This is a genomic window from Kitasatospora sp. GAS204B (genome assembly GCF_029892155.1).
GTDB lineage: Bacteria > Actinomycetota > Actinomycetes > Streptomycetales > Streptomycetaceae > Kitasatospora.
The window spans coordinates 149,780-168,166 of sequence record NZ_JARZAG010000021.1 but is presented as its reverse complement, the minus strand read 5'-3'; the positions used below and the strand labels follow the sequence as shown (position 1 = coordinate 168,166).

General features: G+C 70.6%; 14 protein-coding genes and 1 pseudogene. 9 read left to right on the top strand and 6 right to left on the bottom strand.

Annotated features, from left to right (window positions below; all coding sequences use genetic code 11):
* Window positions 1–271: 271 nt before the first annotated feature.
* The 3 genes from P3T41_RS26290 to P3T41_RS26280 form a co-directional block, all read right to left on the bottom strand.
* The gene (locus P3T41_RS26290) at window positions 272–661 is read right to left on the bottom strand and encodes a transglycosylase SLT domain-containing protein (protein WP_280692949.1); all 390 of its coding nucleotides are present in this window, start codon (window positions 659–661) and stop codon (window positions 272–274) included.
* Between the two features lie 1,148 nt (window positions 662–1,809).
* Window positions 1,810–2,427 (bottom strand): RNA 2',3'-cyclic phosphodiesterase, encoded by a 618-nt coding sequence (gene thpR, locus P3T41_RS26285; protein WP_280692947.1) that lies wholly within the window; start codon window positions 2,425–2,427, stop codon window positions 1,810–1,812.
* A 436-nt stretch (window positions 2,428–2,863) separates the two neighbouring features.
* The gene (locus P3T41_RS26280; protein WP_280692946.1) at window positions 2,864–3,475 is read right to left on the bottom strand and encodes a C39 family peptidase; all 612 of its coding nucleotides are present in this window, start codon (window positions 3,473–3,475) and stop codon (window positions 2,864–2,866) included.
* A gap of 813 nt (window positions 3,476–4,288) precedes the next feature.
* Here P3T41_RS26280 and P3T41_RS26275 point away from each other — a divergent pair.
* The 4 genes from P3T41_RS26275 to P3T41_RS26260 all read left to right on the top strand — a co-directional run bounded on the left by P3T41_RS26275 (window position 4,289) and on the right by P3T41_RS26260 (window position 9,952).
* A complete protein-coding gene (locus tag P3T41_RS26275; protein ID WP_280692944.1) occupies window positions 4,289–4,432 on the top strand; it encodes a hypothetical protein in 144 nt (47 codons plus the stop codon).
* A 114-nt stretch (window positions 4,433–4,546) separates the two neighbouring features.
* A complete protein-coding gene (locus tag P3T41_RS26270) occupies window positions 4,547–5,848 on the top strand; it encodes a CBS domain-containing protein (RefSeq protein WP_280692942.1) in 1,302 nt (433 codons plus the stop codon).
* Entirely contained in the window at window positions 5,845–7,617 is a 1,773-nt protein-coding gene (locus P3T41_RS26265; protein ID WP_280692941.1) for a divalent metal cation transporter, read from the top strand. Before P3T41_RS26270 ends, P3T41_RS26265 begins: the two co-directional genes overlap by 4 nt.
* A 496-nt stretch (window positions 7,618–8,113) precedes the next feature.
* A complete protein-coding gene (locus P3T41_RS26260; protein ID WP_280692939.1) occupies window positions 8,114–9,952 on the top strand; it encodes an FAD-dependent oxidoreductase in 1,839 nt (612 codons plus the stop codon).
* Between the two features lie 384 nt (window positions 9,953–10,336).
* Here P3T41_RS26260 and P3T41_RS26255 read toward each other — a convergent pair whose 3' ends face one another.
* Window positions 10,337–11,923, bottom strand: coding sequence for an FAD-dependent monooxygenase (locus P3T41_RS26255; RefSeq protein WP_280692937.1), 1,587 nt, complete (start codon window positions 11,921–11,923; stop codon window positions 10,337–10,339).
* Window positions 11,924–11,978: 55 nt separating this feature from the next.
* Between P3T41_RS26255 and P3T41_RS26250 the strand changes: the two genes are divergently transcribed.
* Entirely contained in the window at window positions 11,979–12,683 is a 705-nt protein-coding gene (locus P3T41_RS26250) for a TetR/AcrR family transcriptional regulator C-terminal domain-containing protein (RefSeq protein ID WP_280692935.1), read from the top strand.
* A gap of 657 nt (window positions 12,684–13,340) precedes the next feature.
* Window positions 13,341–14,555 carry a helix-turn-helix transcriptional regulator gene (locus P3T41_RS26245; protein ID WP_280692933.1) on the top strand — a complete coding sequence of 405 codons (1,215 nt, stop codon included), beginning with the start codon at window positions 13,341–13,343 and terminating at the stop codon, window positions 14,553–14,555.
* A gap of 259 nt (window positions 14,556–14,814) precedes the next feature.
* On the opposite strand, the pseudogene P3T41_RS26240 reads toward P3T41_RS26245, so the two are convergent.
* Window positions 14,815–15,841, bottom strand: a pseudogene (locus P3T41_RS26240) (integrase core domain-containing protein).
* 237 nt (window positions 15,842–16,078) lie between these two features.
* Here P3T41_RS26240 and P3T41_RS26235 point away from each other — a divergent pair.
* Complete coding sequence (locus P3T41_RS26235) at window positions 16,079–16,465, top strand: transposase (protein ID WP_280692931.1); 387 nt, start codon at window positions 16,079–16,081, stop codon at window positions 16,463–16,465.
* Here P3T41_RS26235 and P3T41_RS26230 read toward each other — a convergent pair.
* Window positions 16,449–16,892 carry an Lrp/AsnC family transcriptional regulator gene (locus tag P3T41_RS26230; RefSeq protein WP_280692960.1) on the bottom strand — a complete coding sequence of 148 codons (444 nt, stop codon included), beginning with the start codon at window positions 16,890–16,892 and terminating at the stop codon, window positions 16,449–16,451. The genes P3T41_RS26235 and P3T41_RS26230 overlap by 17 nt on opposite strands.
* A 77-nt stretch (window positions 16,893–16,969) precedes the next feature.
* On the opposite strand from P3T41_RS26230, the gene P3T41_RS26225 reads away from it, so the two are divergent.
* Window positions 16,970–17,770: an AzlC family ABC transporter permease gene (locus tag P3T41_RS26225; RefSeq protein WP_280692929.1), complete on the top strand. Its 801-nt coding sequence runs from the start codon at window positions 16,970–16,972 to the stop codon at window positions 17,768–17,770.
* Window positions 17,763–18,098 (top strand): AzlD domain-containing protein, encoded by a 336-nt coding sequence (locus P3T41_RS26220; protein WP_280692927.1) that lies wholly within the window; start codon window positions 17,763–17,765, stop codon window positions 18,096–18,098. Before P3T41_RS26225 ends, P3T41_RS26220 begins: the two co-directional genes overlap by 8 nt.
* The last annotated feature ends 289 nt before the right edge of the window (window positions 18,099–18,387 follow it).

The following is an 18,387-nucleotide window of genomic DNA, read 5'->3' as shown; positions in this document are numbered from 1 at the left end:
AACCCGACGGCACCCGACACTCCAACCGTCCGGCTGGTCGCACCCACCAGAGCCAGCCCGACCAGCCGGAAAACGACCTAAATCACCGGTATTGGAGCTAAGGGGCGTTCTCGTCCTGTCCGGCTGCCAGGTGGCTCCGTCCGTGGTTGCTGCGGACGAGCCGAGGGGCCCGGTGCGCGTGGTTCGCGCTCCGGGCCCCTCGGCTCTGGCCCCGTTCGGCCCGGCCCTGGCCTGGATTTGTGGCGTGGGTCGTGGTCGTGGGGCGGGTGGGTCAGTAGTTGTGGTGGATCTGCCAGTAGGCCCAGGCCTGGTTGGGGCTGCCGTAGCGGGTGTTCATGTAGTCGTAGGCCCACTTGATCTGGGTGCCCGCGTTGGTCTGCCAGTCGGCGCCGGCGGTGGCCATCTTGCTGCCGGGCAGGGCCTGGGCCAGGCCGTAGGCGCCGGAGGAGGGGTTGGTCGCGGTGACGTTCCAGCCGCTCTCGTGGGAGATGATCTGGTCGAACGAGGCCAGCTGGTTGGCGGGCACGACGCTGGCGGCGATCTGCTGGGGGGTATCGGCGCTGGCGGTGGCCGGGGCGACGGCGGCGCCCAGGGCGGCGATGCCGGCGGCGGAGACGAGCAGGGCGGCGGACTTGCGCATGCGGGTGGTGATCACGGGCATGTGGGAGTTCGACCTCAATCGTGCGGGGTGCCTCGCCCCGCGGCTGTGCGGACCCGGAAGGTCCGGCGGGCGGGAGTCGGCACCGGGGCGGTCACGGGTGGTGACCGCCGGGCGGGAGTCGCGGCAGTGGATCAGACCGCCGCCGCGGCTGGCGACTGAGCCATTGTTAGCGGGGCCGACGCCCGGATCCAAGGGTGTCCGCTACGACGCGGCGTCGTAGCGGGGCGGGGCGCATGCGCCCGCCGGAGGCGGGCCGGCTGCTCGTCGTCGGGGTGGTCAAACCTGGCCGGGCACACTTTTTTGGGCGATTTGCACCGGTTTGGCCTGCGGAAACGACGGAAGGCCGACTGCGGGCGCGGGAGCGCGGCCGCTGCGGCGGCCGACCAGGCGGGCGCGGCGGGCGGGACCGGCGGGCGGCCTACTAGGAAGGGTAGGAGACGCGCGGGACGCGTGAGCACCATCACGGGCCGCTGCGGTCCGACACCCGCCGCGAGGAGATCCGGCTCACACCGCGGTGACTGCCCGCAACCACCCGGTGGCGCCGGCCCGTGTCCGGCTGCGGCCCGGCCGCCGAAGACCCGCACGCGCCCGGCCGGGCGCGCCCACGAAGGCCCGGCGTAGCGGCGCACTGCCCGCCCGCTCCGCACCTCCCGGACTGGAGCGCCGTCCCCGCCAGGACGAGCCGGGACGGCGCGGCCGGTACGGGGCGGGTCGGCCGGTGACGGTCTCGGGGGACCGGTAGAGCGCGTCCGGAAGCGCGCTCTGGTGGTCGCTCGGCTTTCCGTCGGCGCGGCCCCCGCCTGCCTGCGCAGCCACGTGCCGACAACGATCCGAGCCGTCTGGGCCACGACGCATCCGTCTGGTACCGGCGCGCGACGGCCACCACGAGCGGGCGACAGCTCAGCGCATCTGGACCCAAAGCTGCGTCCTTGCCTTGTCACGCCTCCACGCCTACGAGACCGGAGAACGAAGGCCGGTGACAGCCGACTTGGCGGGGACCAGCCCGTTCGAGCCGGGCCAGGCGGGGACAACGAACCGAAGACAGCGAGCCCGCCCGACCCACCCGGGCGCAGCACTGCCCGGCCCGGGGTTCCGTCCCCAACGGACCGTCACGCAACCACCACCCGCCGCAGGCGCTCGCCTGCCGGCTACGGCTCGGTGAGGGAGCCGTCGCCCCCGGCCCGGACGGCGGCGGCGAATCGCCACGCTTCGATGTCGCGGTAGCGGATCGGCCCGGGGCCACGGCCGATGTTGCTGCCGACAAGGTGGAGGCGTTCGGTCCACCACGGCCGGCCCACGAACCCGGTGAGCCCGGCCGCGGCCTGCGGCACGCTGGTGGGATCGTCGCGGCGGGACCGTGCCAGGGTCAGATGGGGGCGCAGCGGGCGGTCCCTGAGCTCGATCCCGCAGGACCTGATCAGGCCCCGGATGTCGGCGGCGAGCAGGTGCAGTCCCTCCAGGTCCCCGTCGATCCCGCTCCACAGCAGTCGCTGGTCGAAGTGGCCGCCGCCCCGCAGGCCCAGGTGCAGGGGTGGGTGCGACGCAGTCGCACCCACCAGCGCGGAGCGCAGCAGCGGCACTGCCGTGGATGGCAGTTCACCGAGGAAGGCCAGGGTGATGTGCCAGTCCTCGATCCGGTTCCACCGCAGCCGTGGGTACCTGGCGTAGGCGGGCTGCAGGGCCTGGGCCAGTTCATCCTTGGCGTCATCGGGCGGAGCCAGTGCCACGAAGACGCGCAGGGTCGAGGGCTCGGGGTGATCGTCCACGAGGGGGGAGGTTAGCTGAGGGTAGGTGGCCTGCGCTCGCTGGTGCCGCCGGGGTCGATGCCCTGGTCGTCAGCCGCTACCCCTGCCGCGGCCGCCGCGCTGCCCTGGGGCACAGCACCTGCCTCGTCAGGCATCCACAGTTCGGTGGTGCGGGCGGGCCGTCAGGGCGCTTTGAGCAGCCGGCCGAGGAGCTCGACGAACTGCTGGCGAACGTACAGGGCGCCAGGTCGGTGTCGGGCAGGTTCGCAACTGAACTCGACGCTTGGCTGGAGCGGGCGTTGCTGCTCATCGGGGAGGGAAACGCTGCGGCCGACGCGCAGTTCGACCGCGGAATCCGAACCGCGTCCGGAGCGCTTGCGCCGCCGTCCAGGGCCCCCATTACCCACGGGCCGGGCCCGCTGCCGCCTCGACAGCGGGTCCGACCGGGGCGCAGCGGTCACTGGACGATGACCGCCATGTCGCCGTAGGTGGCGTACCCGGCGTCGAAAGCCGCCTCGCTGATCTGCAGTTGCCCGCGGGCCGGGTCGTTGACCAGGTACTGTCCGTTGCTGACCGCGGTCACGACGACGGTGTGTTCGGATGGGCCGGCGTAGGGCACCACCTGACCGTCGTACGCGGTGTACGAGCTCGCCGCGACGTCACGCCAGTTGTAGTCGACCCATACGATCGCCGGGTGTCCGGCGGCAACGGCGCTGCTCAGCTGAGCGGGGGAGATCCCCTGCCCGGCCGCCGTCACGGACAGGCCGTAGGACTGCGCGGCCTGGGCGATCGGCGGGGAGTACACGCCGAAGCCGGTGCCGGCTGCTTCCGAGCCGTTGGGGTCTCCCACGAAGGCCCGGAACGGGTCCCCGGACAGCGGCCCGGAGACTCCCGCCTGGGGATGCGCCAGGTCGACGCCGATGCGCCCGAGCACGTCCTGGTCCGACACCTGCACCCCCCGTGCGGCCAGCACCATGCGCAGGGAGGTCGCCTCGCAGTCGTTGGCCAGTTGCTGCTGGTAGGCCGGGACGGCGGCGGAGGCGGCGCTCGAGGGGGGCGTGCCGGCCATCATGACAGCGCTGGTCAGGACCGCGGTGACGGCCGCTGCCAGCCTGCCGTGCCTCTTCGTCGCCGGCCGGCCCAGCGTTGGGCGTCTGCCGGCGCGCGGTGCGGTCGCGGGTGACGAGGGCGCGGGTGGAACCGGCCGTCGCGGACTCTGGTGCGGGCACCGCCCGCCGTTCAGGACGTCTTCGTGGCTCTCCATGGCTCATCTCCTTCCCACGGCTCCTCATCGTCTGAGGGCCGGACACCCGCCGCCAGCTGCCGCTGGCCTTTGCACAGGTCGGCGGCAGCTGCGGACGTACGTTCCTTCCATCGAACCTCGGCTTCGCTCGCTTCGCCCGCTTCGCCCCGCGGTGACACCAGCGCTGGCGGAGCCGACCGCTGTGGTGTACGCGGGAGTTGCCCGGGCAGCCGGCAGCCGGCAACCGCGACCTGCGCGTGGTCTGGAGCCTGGAGCACCCCCGACCGCCGTCGGCTCACGGTCTGCGTCTCGGACACACTCTTTGCCCGCCGGGCTCGGAGACCGGGCACCGTGAATCGGCGCCCGGTCCAGGCCTTCGGCCAGGTGCGGGCGTTCGTCGTTCCGCATCGTCCTCAGCTCGTCGCATGTCTCGCTGGAGCGTCAGCCACTGACGAGATCACCTCACCGCGAACCCCGCTCGGCGGGCACGCATCAGCGCTGGACGGCGTGCCCGCCACTGGGCTGCACGAGTTGGCGGGCTCGGGCCCGCTCTCCCACCAGATCAGCCACTGGCTCTTCAGGTCGACGGCCGCCTCACTTGCTCCTACCGCCAGTCGTTGTTGCGGCGACCACCCCTCCATGAACCGCCTCTACACCGCCTGGGTGTTCGCCACCCACGGGCACGACACCGGCCGGCTCGAACGCCAGCTCGACCTGACCGGCGGCCTGGCCCGAGAGCTCGTCGAGCAAGCCCACCAACGCAGCGGGGTGCCACGCTCCTGACGTCCGCACGGCCTGCCCCGGCCGGGTGAATACGCGTTGCGCCATTCGAGCCGGGTACCGCCCCACGACGGTGCGTCCCACGGGCCGTCGCCACAACCGGACTAGCGTCGTGGCGTGGACCGTGTCGTGTCGCTTTCCCAGCTGTTGCGCCGCCCGCTGGTGGGGCGTGATGGCGCGGTCGTGGGCCGCCTGTCCGATGTGATCGTCCGTCTGCGCGGGCGCGACTACCCCTTGGCCACCGGCCTGGTCGTGCAGATCGGCAAGCGCGAGGTCTTCCTGCCCATCGAGCAGGTCGCGGACTTCGACGGCGAACAGATCCGGCTGACCAGCGAGGTCGTGGACCTGCGGCCCTTCGAACGGCGCGAAGGCGAGGTCCTGCTGCGCGCCGACGTGCTGGGGCACCGCGTGATCGACGTCGCCGACGTCGAACTCGTCCGCGCCCACGACCTGGAGCTGCGCCGGCGTCCGGACGGCTGGGTGGTCGACCGCCTGGACACCCACCCGCGCCATCCCCGCGTGTTCGGCTTCCTGGCGGGCGAGGCCCATCCGCAGTGGCGGGACTGGAAGTCCTTCGAGCCGCTCATCGGCCATGTCCAGTCGGCGCGTGCGCGGGGGCCGTTCGGGCGCCTGGGCAAGCTCAAACCGGCCGACCTGGCGGACCTGCTGGAGGAGGCCAACCGCACCGAGTCGCACGAGATCCTGCAGACCGTCCACGCCGATCCGGAACTGGAGGCGGACGTCTTCGAGGAGTTGGAGCCCGACTCGCAGACCCGCCTGCTCGCCCAGAAGAGCGACGGCGAGATCGCCGAGGTACTGGGCAGGATGCGCGCGGACGACGCCGCCGACGCGATCAACGACCTGCCGCAGAACCGCCGCCAGCCGGTGCTCGACGCCCTGCCGGCCGGCCAGCGCACCAAGGTCCTGACACTGATGGGCTTCAACCCCTCCAGCGCCGGCGGCCTGATGGCCCTGGACATCCTCACCACCGCGCCTGGCGCCACCGTCGCCGAGGTGCTGCGCCTCGTCAGCGCGGCCCGGACCCTGCAGCCCGAGGCCCTCACCATCGTCCACGTGGTCCGCGACAAGAACCGGCTGATCGGCACCGCGACCCTGGTGGCGCTGCTGCAGGCCGATCCGGACGCCCTGATGGAGCAGGTCATGGCCACCGAACCGGTGCGGGTGCTCCCGGACACGGACGTCGAGGACGTCGCCCTGCTGATGACCGACTACAACCTCCTCAGCGTGCCCGTCGTCGACCACCATGACCAGATCCTCGGCGTCATCACCGTCGACGACATCCTGGAGACGGTGATCCCGGAGGACTGGCGCCGCCGCGAGCCCGCCCCGTACCCGGGTCGCCGCACCGAGGACGACACGCCGCGTGAGCCCACGAACCCAACGGATCTCGGCGGATGACGACCCCTCAGAATCCCCCGGACGACAACGCCCGCCCCGCACCCCCGCCCACCCCGGCACCGTCGGTGCCGCCCGTGCCCGTACCACCCAAGGCCACATCGCCGGCCAGGCCCACCTCGCCGCCTGAACCGCCGCCTGAACCGCCGGCCGCAGCGCGGCCCAGCGCCGTCCTGGACGAGGCTCATCTCGGGGACATCGAAGGCGCGTTCGGCCGGATCCCCAGGGATCACGCCGAGGAACGCCCGGGCTTCAAGACCCGTCTGCTCACCCTGCTGGCCATCGTCGGCCCCGGCATCATCGTGATGGTCGGCGACAACGACGCCGGCGGTGTCGCCACCTACGCCCAAGCCGGTCAGAACTACGGCTACTCCCTGCTCTGGGTCCTGCTGCTGCTCATCCCGGTCCTGATCGTCAATCAGGAGATGGTGGTCCGCCTCGGCGCCGTCACCGGCGTCGGCCACGCCCGTCTGATCAACGAACGCTTCGGCAGGTTCTGGGGCTGGTTCAGCGTCGGCGACCTCTTCGTCCTCAACTTCCTCACCATCGTCACCGAGTTCATCGGCATCTCGCTGGCCGCCGGGTACCTCGGCGCCTCCAAGTACTGGGTGGTCCCCCTGTCCGCCCTGCTGCTGATCGCCGTCACCGCCAGCGGCTCCTTCCGCCGTTGGGAACGCGCCATGTTCGCCCTGATCGCGGTCAGCCTCCTGCTCATCCCGCTCACCCTGATGTCCGGGCCCCAGTGGGGCCAGGCCGCCTACCACTTCGTCGTCCCCGGCATCCAGGGCGGCATCACGAGCGACGCGGTCCTGCTGATCATCGCGATCGTCGGCACCACCGTGGCGCCCTGGCAACTCTTCTTCCAGCAGTCCAACGTCATCGACAAGCGCATCACCCCGCGCTTCATCGGCTACGAACGCGCCGACACCGTCATCGGCTCGGTCGTGGTCGTCGTCGGAGCGGCCGCCCTCGTCATGATCGCCGACTTCGCCGCCCGCGGCACGAGCTTCGCGGGCAACTTCACGGACGCCGCCGGTGTGGCCAACGCCCTCGGACAGCACAGCCGCACGCTCGGCGTCATGTTCGCCATCGTCCTCATGGACGCCAGCATCATCGGCGCCGCCGCCGTCACCCTCGCCACCAGTTACGCCTTCGGCGACGTCTTCAACCTGCGGCACTCCCTGCACCGCGGCTTCGGCGAAGCGAAGAAGTTCTACGCCTCCTACAGCCTGATGGTGCTGCTCGCCGCCGGCATCGTCCTCATCCCCGGCGCACCGCTCGGCATCATCACCGAAGCCGTCCAGGCCCTCGCCGGACTCCTCCTCCCCTCCGCCAGCGTCTTCCTGCTCCTGCTCTGCAACGACCGCGAGGTCCTGGGCCCCTGGGTCAACCCCCGCTGGCTCAACCTCATCGCCACCCTCATCATCGCGGTCCTGCTACTGCTCTCCGCCACCCTGATGACCGCAACCCTCTTCCCCCACATCGACGTCAAGGCACTGACCCGCTGGCTCGCCGGCGCCCTGGTCGTCGCACTCATCTCGGCGGCCGGCGGCCTGCGGATCGCCCGCAGGCGTTCCGGCGCCCCGGCCCGCGCTCCGGCGCCCACGATGCCGGCGGCCGAGAAGCTCGCCTGGCGCATGCCCCCGCTTGCCCTGCTCAAGCCCGTCCGATGGTCGCCCGGACTACGCCTCGGCATGCTCGCCCTGCGCGGCTACCTCGTCCTCGCCGCCATTCTGCTGCTGGTCAAAGCCATCCGCCTCGGCGGAACGTGACCAGCGCACCACCCACGGGGGCCGGCCGTGACGAACCCGTCGCCGCCAGGGCGCTCGCCGTGCGCGACCTCGAACTGCCGTGCCCCCGCCCACGGTAGTGGAACCGCTGGTCTTCAAGGGCGGTCGCTGCGTCTCGCTCGCGGCGGACGAGCCGGCGGCGCGTGGTGCTGAGGGAAGGCCGCCAGATGATTCCCTTCGGGACGGGCGAGTGCGGCGGGCATCGCGTTCCCGACAAGAGCTACCCGAGGCGTGGAATGGCAAACGCCAGGCCTGGAAACACAGTTCTCGCACAAGGCAGAGCGAGGGCTGCTTGCGCTCCCGGACGACGCGTGGATGGCGTGTCCGTCTGAGCGTCTGTCACGGGGAGGGGCAAACCGAGGCGGGAATCGGGTTTCTTCATCCGTTCGGGTGAACCGATGGGTTGGCACGTGCCCGAATCAATTCGATGGGGTTTGATCTCGTCCGACGAAATGTTCATTCCGTCCCAGGAGCTTGTATGCCGAACTCGCCCACCAAGAGCAGCGATTCACCTGAGAGTGGCCCGACCGCTGTCGCCCGGCGCAGCTTCCTCGGCTCGGCCGTCGCGGGGGCCGCGGTCGCGGGAGCCGCCGTGGCGGGAGCCACCGGCTTCACCGGGAGCCCGTCCATCAACCCGCCGATTTCCAACCCGTCCCACGGGATCGACCCGGCGGTCAGCCGGGACCTGGCCCGCAAGCTCCTGCTGGTCGGCGACAAGGACGAGGACCTGAAACTGCAGTACCTGCGGATCCTGATCGACGGCCAACTCCCGCCTCGAGCAGCGCGCAAGAAGATCCTGATAGTCGGCGCCGGGGTGGCCGGACTGACCGCCGCCACGCTCCTGAAGCGGGCCGGGCACGAGGTGGTCGTCATCGAGGCCAACGAGAGCCGGGTGGGCGGCCGGGTGAAGACCTTCCGCAACTTCAAGGACAAGGCCCTCTACGCCGAGGCCGGCGCGATGCGGCTGCCGGACTTCCACCCGCTGGTCCGCGCGCTCGCGGACAAGCTCGGGCTCAAGCGCCAGCTCTTCTACAACGCCGACGTGGCACCGGGCGCCCAACCCACCGGCACCATACCGCCGGTCACCTACCGGGCCTTCACCGGCGAGACCTGGACCAACGGCCCCGACGACCACACCTTCACGCCCCCGGCGTCCGGCGGGAAGCGGCTGATCCGCGTCAACGGACTCACCACCACCCGGGCCGCCTACGCAGCCACGCCGCAGCGGGTGAACGGCACGTTCGGCGCGAGCGCCGGCACCGTCATGGCGGACGCGCTCAACGAGGCGCTCAAGCCGGTGACCGTCTCCGGCGACGCGAGCATCAACGACCAGATCGACGCCTGGGCGACCATCTTCCAGAAGTACGACGACTACTCCACCCACCGCTACCTGGTCGAGGAGGCCGGCTGGGACCTGGCGCAGATCCAGGCGGCGGGCACCCTGGAGAACCTCACCTCCCGGCTCCACTACTCCCTCATCCCGACCCTGATGGACCACGCGGCGATCACGCCGACCGACCGCTACTGGGAACTGGTCGGCGGCTTCGACGTCCTGACCGAGGCTCTGGCCGCGCCGCTCAGGAACGACATCCGGATGGGCCGGCGGATGACCCGCCTCGTCCAGAGCGACAGCGGAGTCCGCATCGAGACCACCGCCGAGAGCGGCACCGAGAACTCCTGCGACGGCGCACCGATCCAGCCCGCCGAGTGCTTCGAGGGCGACTACGCGATCGTCACCATCCCGTTCAGCGCACTGCGCTTCTGCACCGTCGAACCGCTGATGTCCTACCCCAAGCGCCGGGCCGTCAACGAGCTGCACTACGACTCCGCCACCAAGGTGCTGCTGGAGTTCAAGACCCGCTTCTGGGAGCAGGGCCCGAACGGCTTCACCGGCGCGGGCTGCACCTCCGACAGCCCGAGCCGCAACACCTACCTGCCCTCGCACGCCCCGGCCGGATCGCCGGGCGGCGTGGTGCTGGCTTCGTACAGTTGGTCCGACGACGCGTTCCGCTGGGACTCCCTCACCGAGGGCGAGCGGGTCGCGTTCGCCCTGGACGACATGGAGCGGCTGTTCGGCCCGGTCGTCCGCGCCTCGTACGCCGGTGTGGGCGTCAGCCAGTCCTGGGCCAGGGCCCGCTACGCGCTCGGCGAGGCGGTCATCTTCACCCCGGGCCAGCTGCACGAACTGCACCCCGCCACCCGCACGGTGGAGGGCCGGGTGCACTTCGCGGGCGAGCACACCAGCCTGAAGCCGGCCTGGATCGAGGGCGCCCTGGAGTCCGCGGTCCGCGCTTTCCTCGAGGTCCACCCCCGCTGAATGACGCGCCCCGCCCCGCAGGTGTGAGACGGGGGGCCGACCTGCCTGCACGGAGGCAGGTCGGACCCCGGTCCCCGGCGCAGCACCGCGTTCTCGTGCCTGCGCACGAGCAGCTCCGGTGTCTGCGCACGAGCAGCTCCGTCTCCTTGGAAGGGCGCCGGGATCGGGCGGTGACCTGGCCAGCACTCGTACTCGTGGACAGGGCGATCTGCCGTGGTACCGGGTCAGCCGTCAGTGGCCCGCACGTCGATGTCAGCAATTCCTGCATATCCGCGGACATCCGGGCGGCGGTCGGGTCGTCGAACGGGAAGTACGCGCGTACTCCTCGAACTTCGAGGTCAGCACGGCCAAGCTGTGGTTGTGACGGGGGCGCCTCACCCCCGGTCAGGCGCTCGGCACCGCGACCGGCCTGGCCAGTAGCTGGTCCAGGACGTCGGCGAGGAACCGCGCCGGATCCGGGACCTGCGCCGTGACCCGCATCGCGACGATCGCGTCCGGTCGCACGAGCAGGGCTCCGTCGTCGGACAGCCAAGGTGCGCAGACCCGGTGTGCCGGTAGGCCGACGTGCGCCGCGTCGGCGAGCCACCGGTCGCCCGCGGCGCCCACCAGCAGGGTCCACCGGGACGCGACCAGGTCGAGCGTGGAGACCCCGTCGACCCACGCGTGGGGCACCCGTGAACCCGGCGACCCGTCCAGCGCCGCCACCAGGTCGACCGTGGACGGGAGTTCCGGCCGCGGATCGACGACGGCGGCCGAGTCGTACCGCTGGCCGAGGTGCACGACCGGCGCCGCCCACACCCCCGCGGCAGCCCTGGCGGCGTCGGCCTCGGGTCCACGCCCCCAGTGCAGCGCCGGGTCGGCGAACCTGCGCATCGCCTGGTCCAACGTCGCCGCGGCGACCGGCTCGCGCTCCTGCGCGTAGCTGTCGAGCAGGCCGGCGCCCGCCTCGCCGTGGTGGACGGCGGCCAGCTTCCACGCCAGGTTGTGGGCGTCGGCGACGCCGGTGTTGAGGCCGAACGCACCCAGCGGTGCCACGGTGTGGGCGGCGTCGCCGACCAGGAACACGCGGCCGACGGCGAAGCGGTCGGCCAGGGCGCTCCGGGGCCGCCACGGCAGCACGCTGCGCACCTCGACGTCGAGGTCGGGATCGCCGACCGCCGCGCGGACGACCGCGACGCAGCGTTCGTCCGTGAAGTCCTCGGGGTGCTCGCCCCCGTCCACGTCGCAGGTGACGTGGAAGACCCAGGTGGTCGCTCCGTCCACGGTCACCAGCAGGCCGGGTGCCTCCGGCGTGGTGATCGTGCAGGTGCCGAAGGACATCCCCCGCAGGTGGGGTCGGAGGTCGGCGCGGAACAGGATGTTGATCTTCGACTTGCCCAGGTCGCCCGCCCCGGAGGTGCCCACGCCGAGCGCGGCCCGCACGGCGCTGTGCGTGCCGTCCGCGGCCACCACGCGCGCGCAGCGCAGCGAGTAGCGACCATCGGGCCCCTCCAGCTCGACGTCGACCCCGTCGGCGTCCTGCGCGATGCCGACCAGGCGGGTCGACCAGCGCACATCCGCTCCGCGGCGCGCCAAGTCGGCCGCCACCACGGCGTCAAGGCGGTCCTGTGAGCAGACGCCACGCAGCCTGAACGGCGTCGTGTCCAGCTCGGTGGCGGACGGGATCGGCATGGGCACGGTCACGACATCGCCCGCGCCCATCTCGACGACGGTCCGCGCCACCGCCTTGGCCGTGGCACCCCGCAGGTCGACAGCGACAGCGTCGACGGCGGTGTCCAGCCCGAGTTCACGCAGGATCTCGACCGTCCGGGGCCCGATGCCGGTGGCGCGCGGGTGGACCGACGGCCCCGGGCGGCGTTCGACGAGCACCGCGGAGACGCCGTGGTGGGCGAGCAACGCCGCAGTGAGCAGCCCGACGCTGCCGCCCCCGACCACGAGGACCGGCACTTCCAGATACGCTGTTTCTGTCATGGATACACCGTAGCCAGAAGCTAGAATGCCGGTCAACGAGAAGAGGAAGCACCCGATGACCGAACCCGCTCCCTGGTCGGTGTGGACCAGGCCTCGCCCCGAACCGGCCCGACGCGCACCGGGAGTGGACCAGTACGTGGCCGCCGCGCTGGCCGTCGCCGACGCGGAGGGCCTGGCCGCGGTCTCGATGCGCCGGGTCGCGGGCGACCTCGGCTCCGGGACGGCCACCCTCTACCGCTACATCACCAACCGCGACGAACTGATGGACCTGATGGTCGACGCGGCGCAGGGCGAGGACCCGCTCCCCGAGCCCACGCGGGACTGGCGCGCCGACCTGGCCGCGGTCGCGCACGCCCAGCGCGCGACCCTGCTGCGGCACCCCTGGTTGGCTGGAGAACTGGCAGGCCGGCCCTCACTCGGCCCCAACTCGTTGCGACGGTCCGAATCCGCGCTGCGTGCCGCCGTCGCGCTCACGCCCGACATCACCCTGGCCTCACAGGCGCTCGGAGCCGTGCGCGCGTACGTGCTCGGCTCGGTGGCCACACAGCAGGCTGCTCGGCGCGCCGAGCAGCGCACCGGCCTGACCGAGGAGCAGTGGCAGCGCAGCGTCGGCCCCTATATCAGCGAGGTCCTCGCGGCGGGCGAGCACCCGATGCTCGCCCGCCGCGTCCTCGAAGGCGAGGAACTCGACCCCGACGTCGAGTTCACGTTCGGCCTGGACTGCGTGCTCGACGGTCTCGCGGCCCGATTGGGTCGCTGACCGTTCAGTGCGGCTACCGGTTCACAGTTATCTTCCTGCTGGTACGACGGAGACCTTTGATAAGCCTCATCTTCCCAGTTCAGAAGGCACTTTCACGTTGCCACCCACGATCCGGTCCGGCCCCGGTTGAACGAGCAGGCTAGATGTTGGCTGCTGCGCCGACGCCGGTGAGGTCGTACTTGGTCCACGAGCCACCCGGAGCCAGGACGGCAGCCGCGGCGTTCGGGAAAGCCCGCCGCTGACCGGCAGCGAGATCGGGGCAGGCACCACCGGCCGGCCCACCGGCCCGGGGCCGGTACTGCGTCTGCGGTGCCGGCCCCGGGCGTTCACCGGTGGATCGGGGTCCCTGCGCGCTCGGCTGATGCCTGGCCAGTTCGCGGCGATGTTCCCGCCGAGGTCCTGCGCACCTGCCCACGGCTGGCCCTGGTTCCACCAGGCGTGCCAGATGTTGCCGCTACCAGCGCCGCTGCCCTTCCAGTGCCCTCTTCCGCACGTGAACCATCCTGGCTGAACGTGGCAGTGTGCTCCATCGCGTTCGTGTTGCGCTGCTGTGGCGTTCAGCGCCGTCTGCCCTTACGGTCTGTCCAGGCAACGAGTCGACGGCGGGGACACTGCCCGATCGTCAACTGAGCGGAAGCTACTGGTCGGGGGCATCAGATGGCTGGAGAGTTCGGGCCGATCTTACGGAAGTACCGTTTGCGCGCCGGGTCGACGCAGGAGGAACTGGCAGAACGATCAGGTGTGTCCAGGCATGCGATCAGCATGTTGGAGTCGGGAGGACGGCGCCCGCGCTTGTCATCGGTGAACCTGCTAGCAGGTGGCCTGGGTCTGGGTCCAGCTGATCGAGACCGGCTCATCGCCTCCGTCCAGGCTGAGGTTTCCTCCGCACCGTTCCCCGCGATCGCAGACCAAGTGGGAACTGGCGCGGACAGTAGCGGCCCACAGCACCGCGTCCTGTCCCACGGCAAGGCCGCAGAAAATCCACCGTTCCTGATAGTCGGCTACGAAGAGCTGGCCGCCCAGTTCGAGGCGGCTCACACCTTGAGCAGTGGCATGGTCAACACCTTCATCGCCCAGACCCAGCTCCTGCGCACGCTGGATCGCCAGCTGGGGGCCATCGTCCTGAGGGACCAGGTGCAGGCTCATCTGACAGCGTTGGAAGATTTGCTGACCTTCGCCACGCTGCCCAGCATGCGGGAGCACATTGCGAAGGCCCTCGCCGATGCAGCCACGCTCGCTGCCTGGCAGGCGCTTGACCTCGGTGCCGTAGAACGCGCCTGGCGGCTGTACGAGTTAGGCAAACGGGCCGCCGCCGAGTCGAAGGACCCGGCGTACCTCGCGTACACCATGGCAGCCCGAGCCCCTGTGCTGTATGCGGCGGGGCTGCCTGAACTCGCGGTAGAACTCGTCCAGGAAGCGCTTCGGTCAGTGGCGCGCAAGGCATCTGCCCGCCTTGTGGCATGGCTTCACGCCAGTGCCGCCGAGGCGCTCGCGCACACAGGGCAACGGGACGCTTGTCTACGTGCCCTGGACCGGGCCTCGGCAGTGATTCCTCCCGGAGACCACGACCAGGATCTCGAAATGCCGAGCGTCCGTCTGAACGAGAACCACCTGACCCGCTGGCGCGGCAGCATGCTCGCTCAACTCGGCGACGGCGACGCCGTGAGCGAGCTATATGAGGCACTCCCCAAGACCGACCCGACGCTCACCCGCGCGAGCGCTAGCATGCACTTCTACCTGGCGAAGGCGCACCTCGCCCGCAGGGAACGGGATGAGGCCCTGAACCACGCATTACAAGCCCGAAAACTGGCCAACAGGATCGGCTCAGCCCGTAACCGTGCCCGGATCGATCAGCTGGCCACAAGGCTTTGAACGTTCCAGGCCAGGGAGCTTGGGGGGCTGCACCGACTCCGGCCTCGCCAGGGTGGCCTGCGCTCCGCGCGGCCGGCACGACTCTGTACCGCCTGCTGAGCGGTGGTGACGAGACACTCAGTGCGGAGCTGCAGTCGGCCGAAGATCTGACCATGGCGTTTGACCGCCTGGTAACACTGCCCCGACCGTGCGGCTGCCGAATACATCATCCGACCAGGTCAGGCGGCGTTGCGCCTGCCGAAAGCCTCATCCGCCCAGGTCAAGCGGCATGCCGGTACTCGTGGATCACTCCGCCGAGCCGATCGTGTCGGCGTATGTCCAGGCGGGCGATCCGTCCGGGATCAGCGATCGGCTCGGGCACCACGCGCAGTGGTGCGGCCTGGTTCATGGCCTGATGGGGCCGGCGCCCGTTGTGATGCCGCTCGAACTCGCGCAAGGCATGGCGTAGGTGGCGCTCGTTCCAGATCACGGTCCGATCCAGGAGTTCGTGGCGGCAGGTCTGCACCCAGCGCTCCATGACGGAGTTCATCTGCGGCATGCGGATGCCGGAGAGCACAACCTTGATTCCGGCGTCGCCCAGGATCTGGTCGAAGAGCGCCGGGAACTTCGCATCCCGGTCGCGAATCAGGTAGCTGACGGCGGCTCCGGCATTCTCAAGGTCCATGACGAGGTTCCGGGCGGCTTGGCCGACCCAATGGGCAGTGGGATGCGCGGTAGCGCCCAGGACGCGGACGGCCCGGCGGGAGGCGTGCTCGATGACCGCGAGGATGTACTGCCGTTGGCCAGTCAGGGTGACGGTCTCGATGAAGTCGCACGCAAGAAGCGCTCCGGCCTGGGAGCGCAGGAAGTCGGCCCAGGTGGTGACGCTGCGGTCGGGCGCGGGGTCGATGCCCCCGGCCTTGAGAAACTCCCATACGGTGGAGGCAGCGATCTTGATGCCGAGGGCTGCGAGTTCACCGTGCACGCGCCTGTACCCCCACGACGGGTTCAAGAGCGGACGTGACGCTGCTTCATCAGGTCGCGATGCCAGCGCAGCACGGTGTCCGGTCGGACCAACAGCCGCAGGCGGCGCAGGACTCCGCGCGACAGCGGAGCAAGAAGCGCAAAAGGAAAGCCCAGTCCGCCGGAGCGAACCTCACCCGGCCCTCACCGAACTGCCCCCCAAGGACGGCAAGCTGATGACGCAGGGCGAGGATCTCCACATCCATCTCGCGGTCGCTCAACGGCAGCAGCCTCAGGGCGGCGAGCACATTAGTGACAGTCAGGTATGCCAGGCGAAGCAACACGAGTGATCATCCTGCCGCAACCGCCGAGCAACTCCTTGAGCTGCGCGGATGACCTCTCGGCAGGCGCAGAGATCAACCTCCTCCGATGGTGTTAGTGGCTGTTGCCGTTCCGATCTTGAGAGGTGCCGGTCGAACGGGAGTCTCGATCGGGTGACTGTGGCGGGAGCCGCGCATAAGAGCAGGGCCTCGTGGTAGCTCCGAGGGTGTCTACGCCAACGAGTGATCCAGGAGGCCCTGTTGTCACAGCTTTTCGCAGTGGCGGCCGTGGAGTCCAGCCCGGTCACCCTTGCGTATGACTGCCTGGCTCACCGGTTCGGGAACGCGGCCGATCACGGGGTACGCGAGCCCCGCTATCCGACGGACATGTCGGACGCCGAGTGGGCGGTGGTGAGACCGCTGCTGCCGGTGCCGGGCTGGCTGCGGGGCCGGGGCGAGCAGCCGGAGGCGTACTGCCACCGCACGATGCTCGATGCCGTCCACTACCTGGTCGACAACGGCACCAAGTGGCGGGCCATGCTGGCCGACTTCCCGCCCTGGGACCGGGTCTACGCGTTCTTCCGCCGCTGGCGCAACGTGTCCCCCGCCGCACGGGCGGAGGAGGGCCCGCTCAGCCGTCGTTCTTGATGATCTTCATGGTCAGGTGCGAGTCGACCCGGGCGACGGCCGGCAACCCCATCAGCCGGGCGGTGAGGAAGCGCTCGTAGGCGGCATGGTCGGCGACCGCGACGCGGATGAAGTAGTCGGGGCGGCCGAAGAGCCGGCGGAACTCGACCACCTCCTCGTAGGAGGCAACCGTCGACTCGAACTCCTCCACCGTCTGCAGGTCGTTGACGCCGATCTCCACTGCGACCACCACCTCGAACCCCCGGCCGGCCGCCGCCGGGTCGATCCGGGCCCGGTATCCAGCGATGACCCCGGCCTCCTCCAGCCGCTTGACGCGGCGCAGGCAGGGCGGCGGCGTGAGGCCGACCCGCTTGGCCAGTTCGACGTTGGTCAGCCGACCGTCCTGACGCAGGTGGAACAAAATGTCACGATCAATGCCGTCCAGCATCTCTTTATTACTCACAGCGCGACTCCAGGGCAATAATTGGAAACCATATTACCGGAAATCCGGCCTAGAATTTCCCCATGAACTCCACCCCTGGCGGGACGCTCAGCCGTCCCGTTCCGCCACTTGGGCCCGCCGCCGACACAAACGCCGCCGACACGAACGCCGCCGCGCCGAGCGCCCGGAACGACCTGACGGCCGCGCTCCGGGACTCCAGCTCCGTCGGTCTGGGCCTGTTCCCGCTCGGCATCGCGTTCGGCGTGCTCGTCGTCCACGCAGGCCTGAGCTGGTGGTGGGCCACCGCCTTCACCGCGCTGGTCTACGCCGGGTCGCTGGAGTTCCTGCTGATCGGGCTCGTTGTCGCGGTCGCCCCGCTCGCGCAGATCGCCATGACGGCGTTCCTGGTGAACTTCCGGCACGTCTTCTACGCCCTGTCCTTCCCGCTGCATCGGGTCGGCGGCCGGTTCGGCCGGGCGTACAGCACCTTCGCCATGACGGACGAGGCGTACGCCCTGACCACCGGGCGGCAGGCGCGCTCCTGGAGCGGGCGACGCATCATCTGGCTGCAGGTGCTCTGCCAGGTCTACTGGGTCGCCGGCGCCACCGCCGGCGCGCTGTTCGGGGCACTGGTGCCCGCCCGGCTGGTCGGCCTGGACTTCGCGCTCACCGCGCTGTTCGTCGTGCTCGCCGTCGACGCCTACCGCGCCCGACGCGACGTCCCCACCCCCGCACTGGCCCTGGTCTGCGCACTCGCCGCGCGCTTCCTGTTCCCCGGCCAGATGCTGCTCGCCGCCACCGCGCTGTTCACCGCCGGGCTGCTGACCCGACGCGCCCTCACCCGGCACCGCACCCCCGCCCCGAAGGAGCCGACCCGTGCCTGACACGCCCTATCTGCTCGCCGCCATCGGGGTGTCGGCCGCCGTCACCTGGGGCCTGCGCGCGCTGCCCTTCGCCGCGCTCGCCCCACTGCGGGCCAGCGCCGTGCTGCACCACCTGAGCGAGCGAATGCCGGTCGGCGTGATGGTGATCCTCACCGTCTACGCCTTGCGCGACCTCCCCCTCACCAGCCCGATGCGGGCCGTACCCACCGCCGTCGCCCTGGCCGCCACCCTCGGCCTGCACCTCTGGCGGCGCAACGCCGTCCTGAGCATCCTGGGCGGCACCGCCGTCCACGTCGCCCTCGCCAGCACCCTCTTCGCCCACCCTTGACCACCGCCGCACCCGCCGAACCGAGCTGCCGCTGCAGCACTGTGATCCGATGACGAAGGGCCAGGATCTCAACGCCCTTGCCACGATCGCTCAGCGGTAGCAACCGCAGCGCGGCGAACGCGCTTCGAGATCATCAGGTACGTCAGGCGAAGCCTGGTCAGCGATCAGCACGCCGCAGCACACAAGACCCACGCCAGGCGCCCGACCTGCACAGACGTCATTTCCGGCACCCGCAGGACCAGTGCCCACTCTGAGAAGGCTCACTGCTCGACAGGTTCATGAAGACGTA

What these genes read in the sequence shown, in the direction of transcription:
- P3T41_RS26290 (WP_280692949.1), bottom strand. Translation starts at nt 661, where the DNA reads ATGCCCGTGATCACCACCCGCATGCGCAAGTCCGCCGCCCTGCTCGTC.
- P3T41_RS26280 (WP_280692946.1), bottom strand. Translation starts at nt 3,475, where the DNA reads ATGGCCGGCACGCCCCCCTCGAGCGCCGCCTCCGCCGCCGTCCCGGCC.
- P3T41_RS26275 (WP_280692944.1), top strand. Translation starts at nt 4,289, where the DNA reads ATGAACCGCCTCTACACCGCCTGGGTGTTCGCCACCCACGGGCACGAC.
- P3T41_RS26265 (WP_280692941.1), top strand. Translation starts at nt 5,845, where the DNA reads ATGACGACCCCTCAGAATCCCCCGGACGACAACGCCCGCCCCGCACCC.
- P3T41_RS26260 (WP_280692939.1), top strand. Translation starts at nt 8,114, where the DNA reads ATGCCGAACTCGCCCACCAAGAGCAGCGATTCACCTGAGAGTGGCCCG.
- P3T41_RS26255 (WP_280692937.1), bottom strand. Translation starts at nt 11,923, where the DNA reads ATGACAGAAACAGCGTATCTGGAAGTGCCGGTCCTCGTGGTCGGGGGC.
- P3T41_RS26250 (WP_280692935.1), top strand. Translation starts at nt 11,979, where the DNA reads ATGACCGAACCCGCTCCCTGGTCGGTGTGGACCAGGCCTCGCCCCGAA.
- P3T41_RS26245 (WP_280692933.1), top strand. Translation starts at nt 13,341, where the DNA reads ATGGCTGGAGAGTTCGGGCCGATCTTACGGAAGTACCGTTTGCGCGCC.
- P3T41_RS26230 (WP_280692960.1), bottom strand. Translation starts at nt 16,892, where the DNA reads ATGCTGGACGGCATTGATCGTGACATTTTGTTCCACCTGCGTCAGGAC.
- P3T41_RS26225 (WP_280692929.1), top strand. Translation starts at nt 16,970, where the DNA reads ATGAACTCCACCCCTGGCGGGACGCTCAGCCGTCCCGTTCCGCCACTT.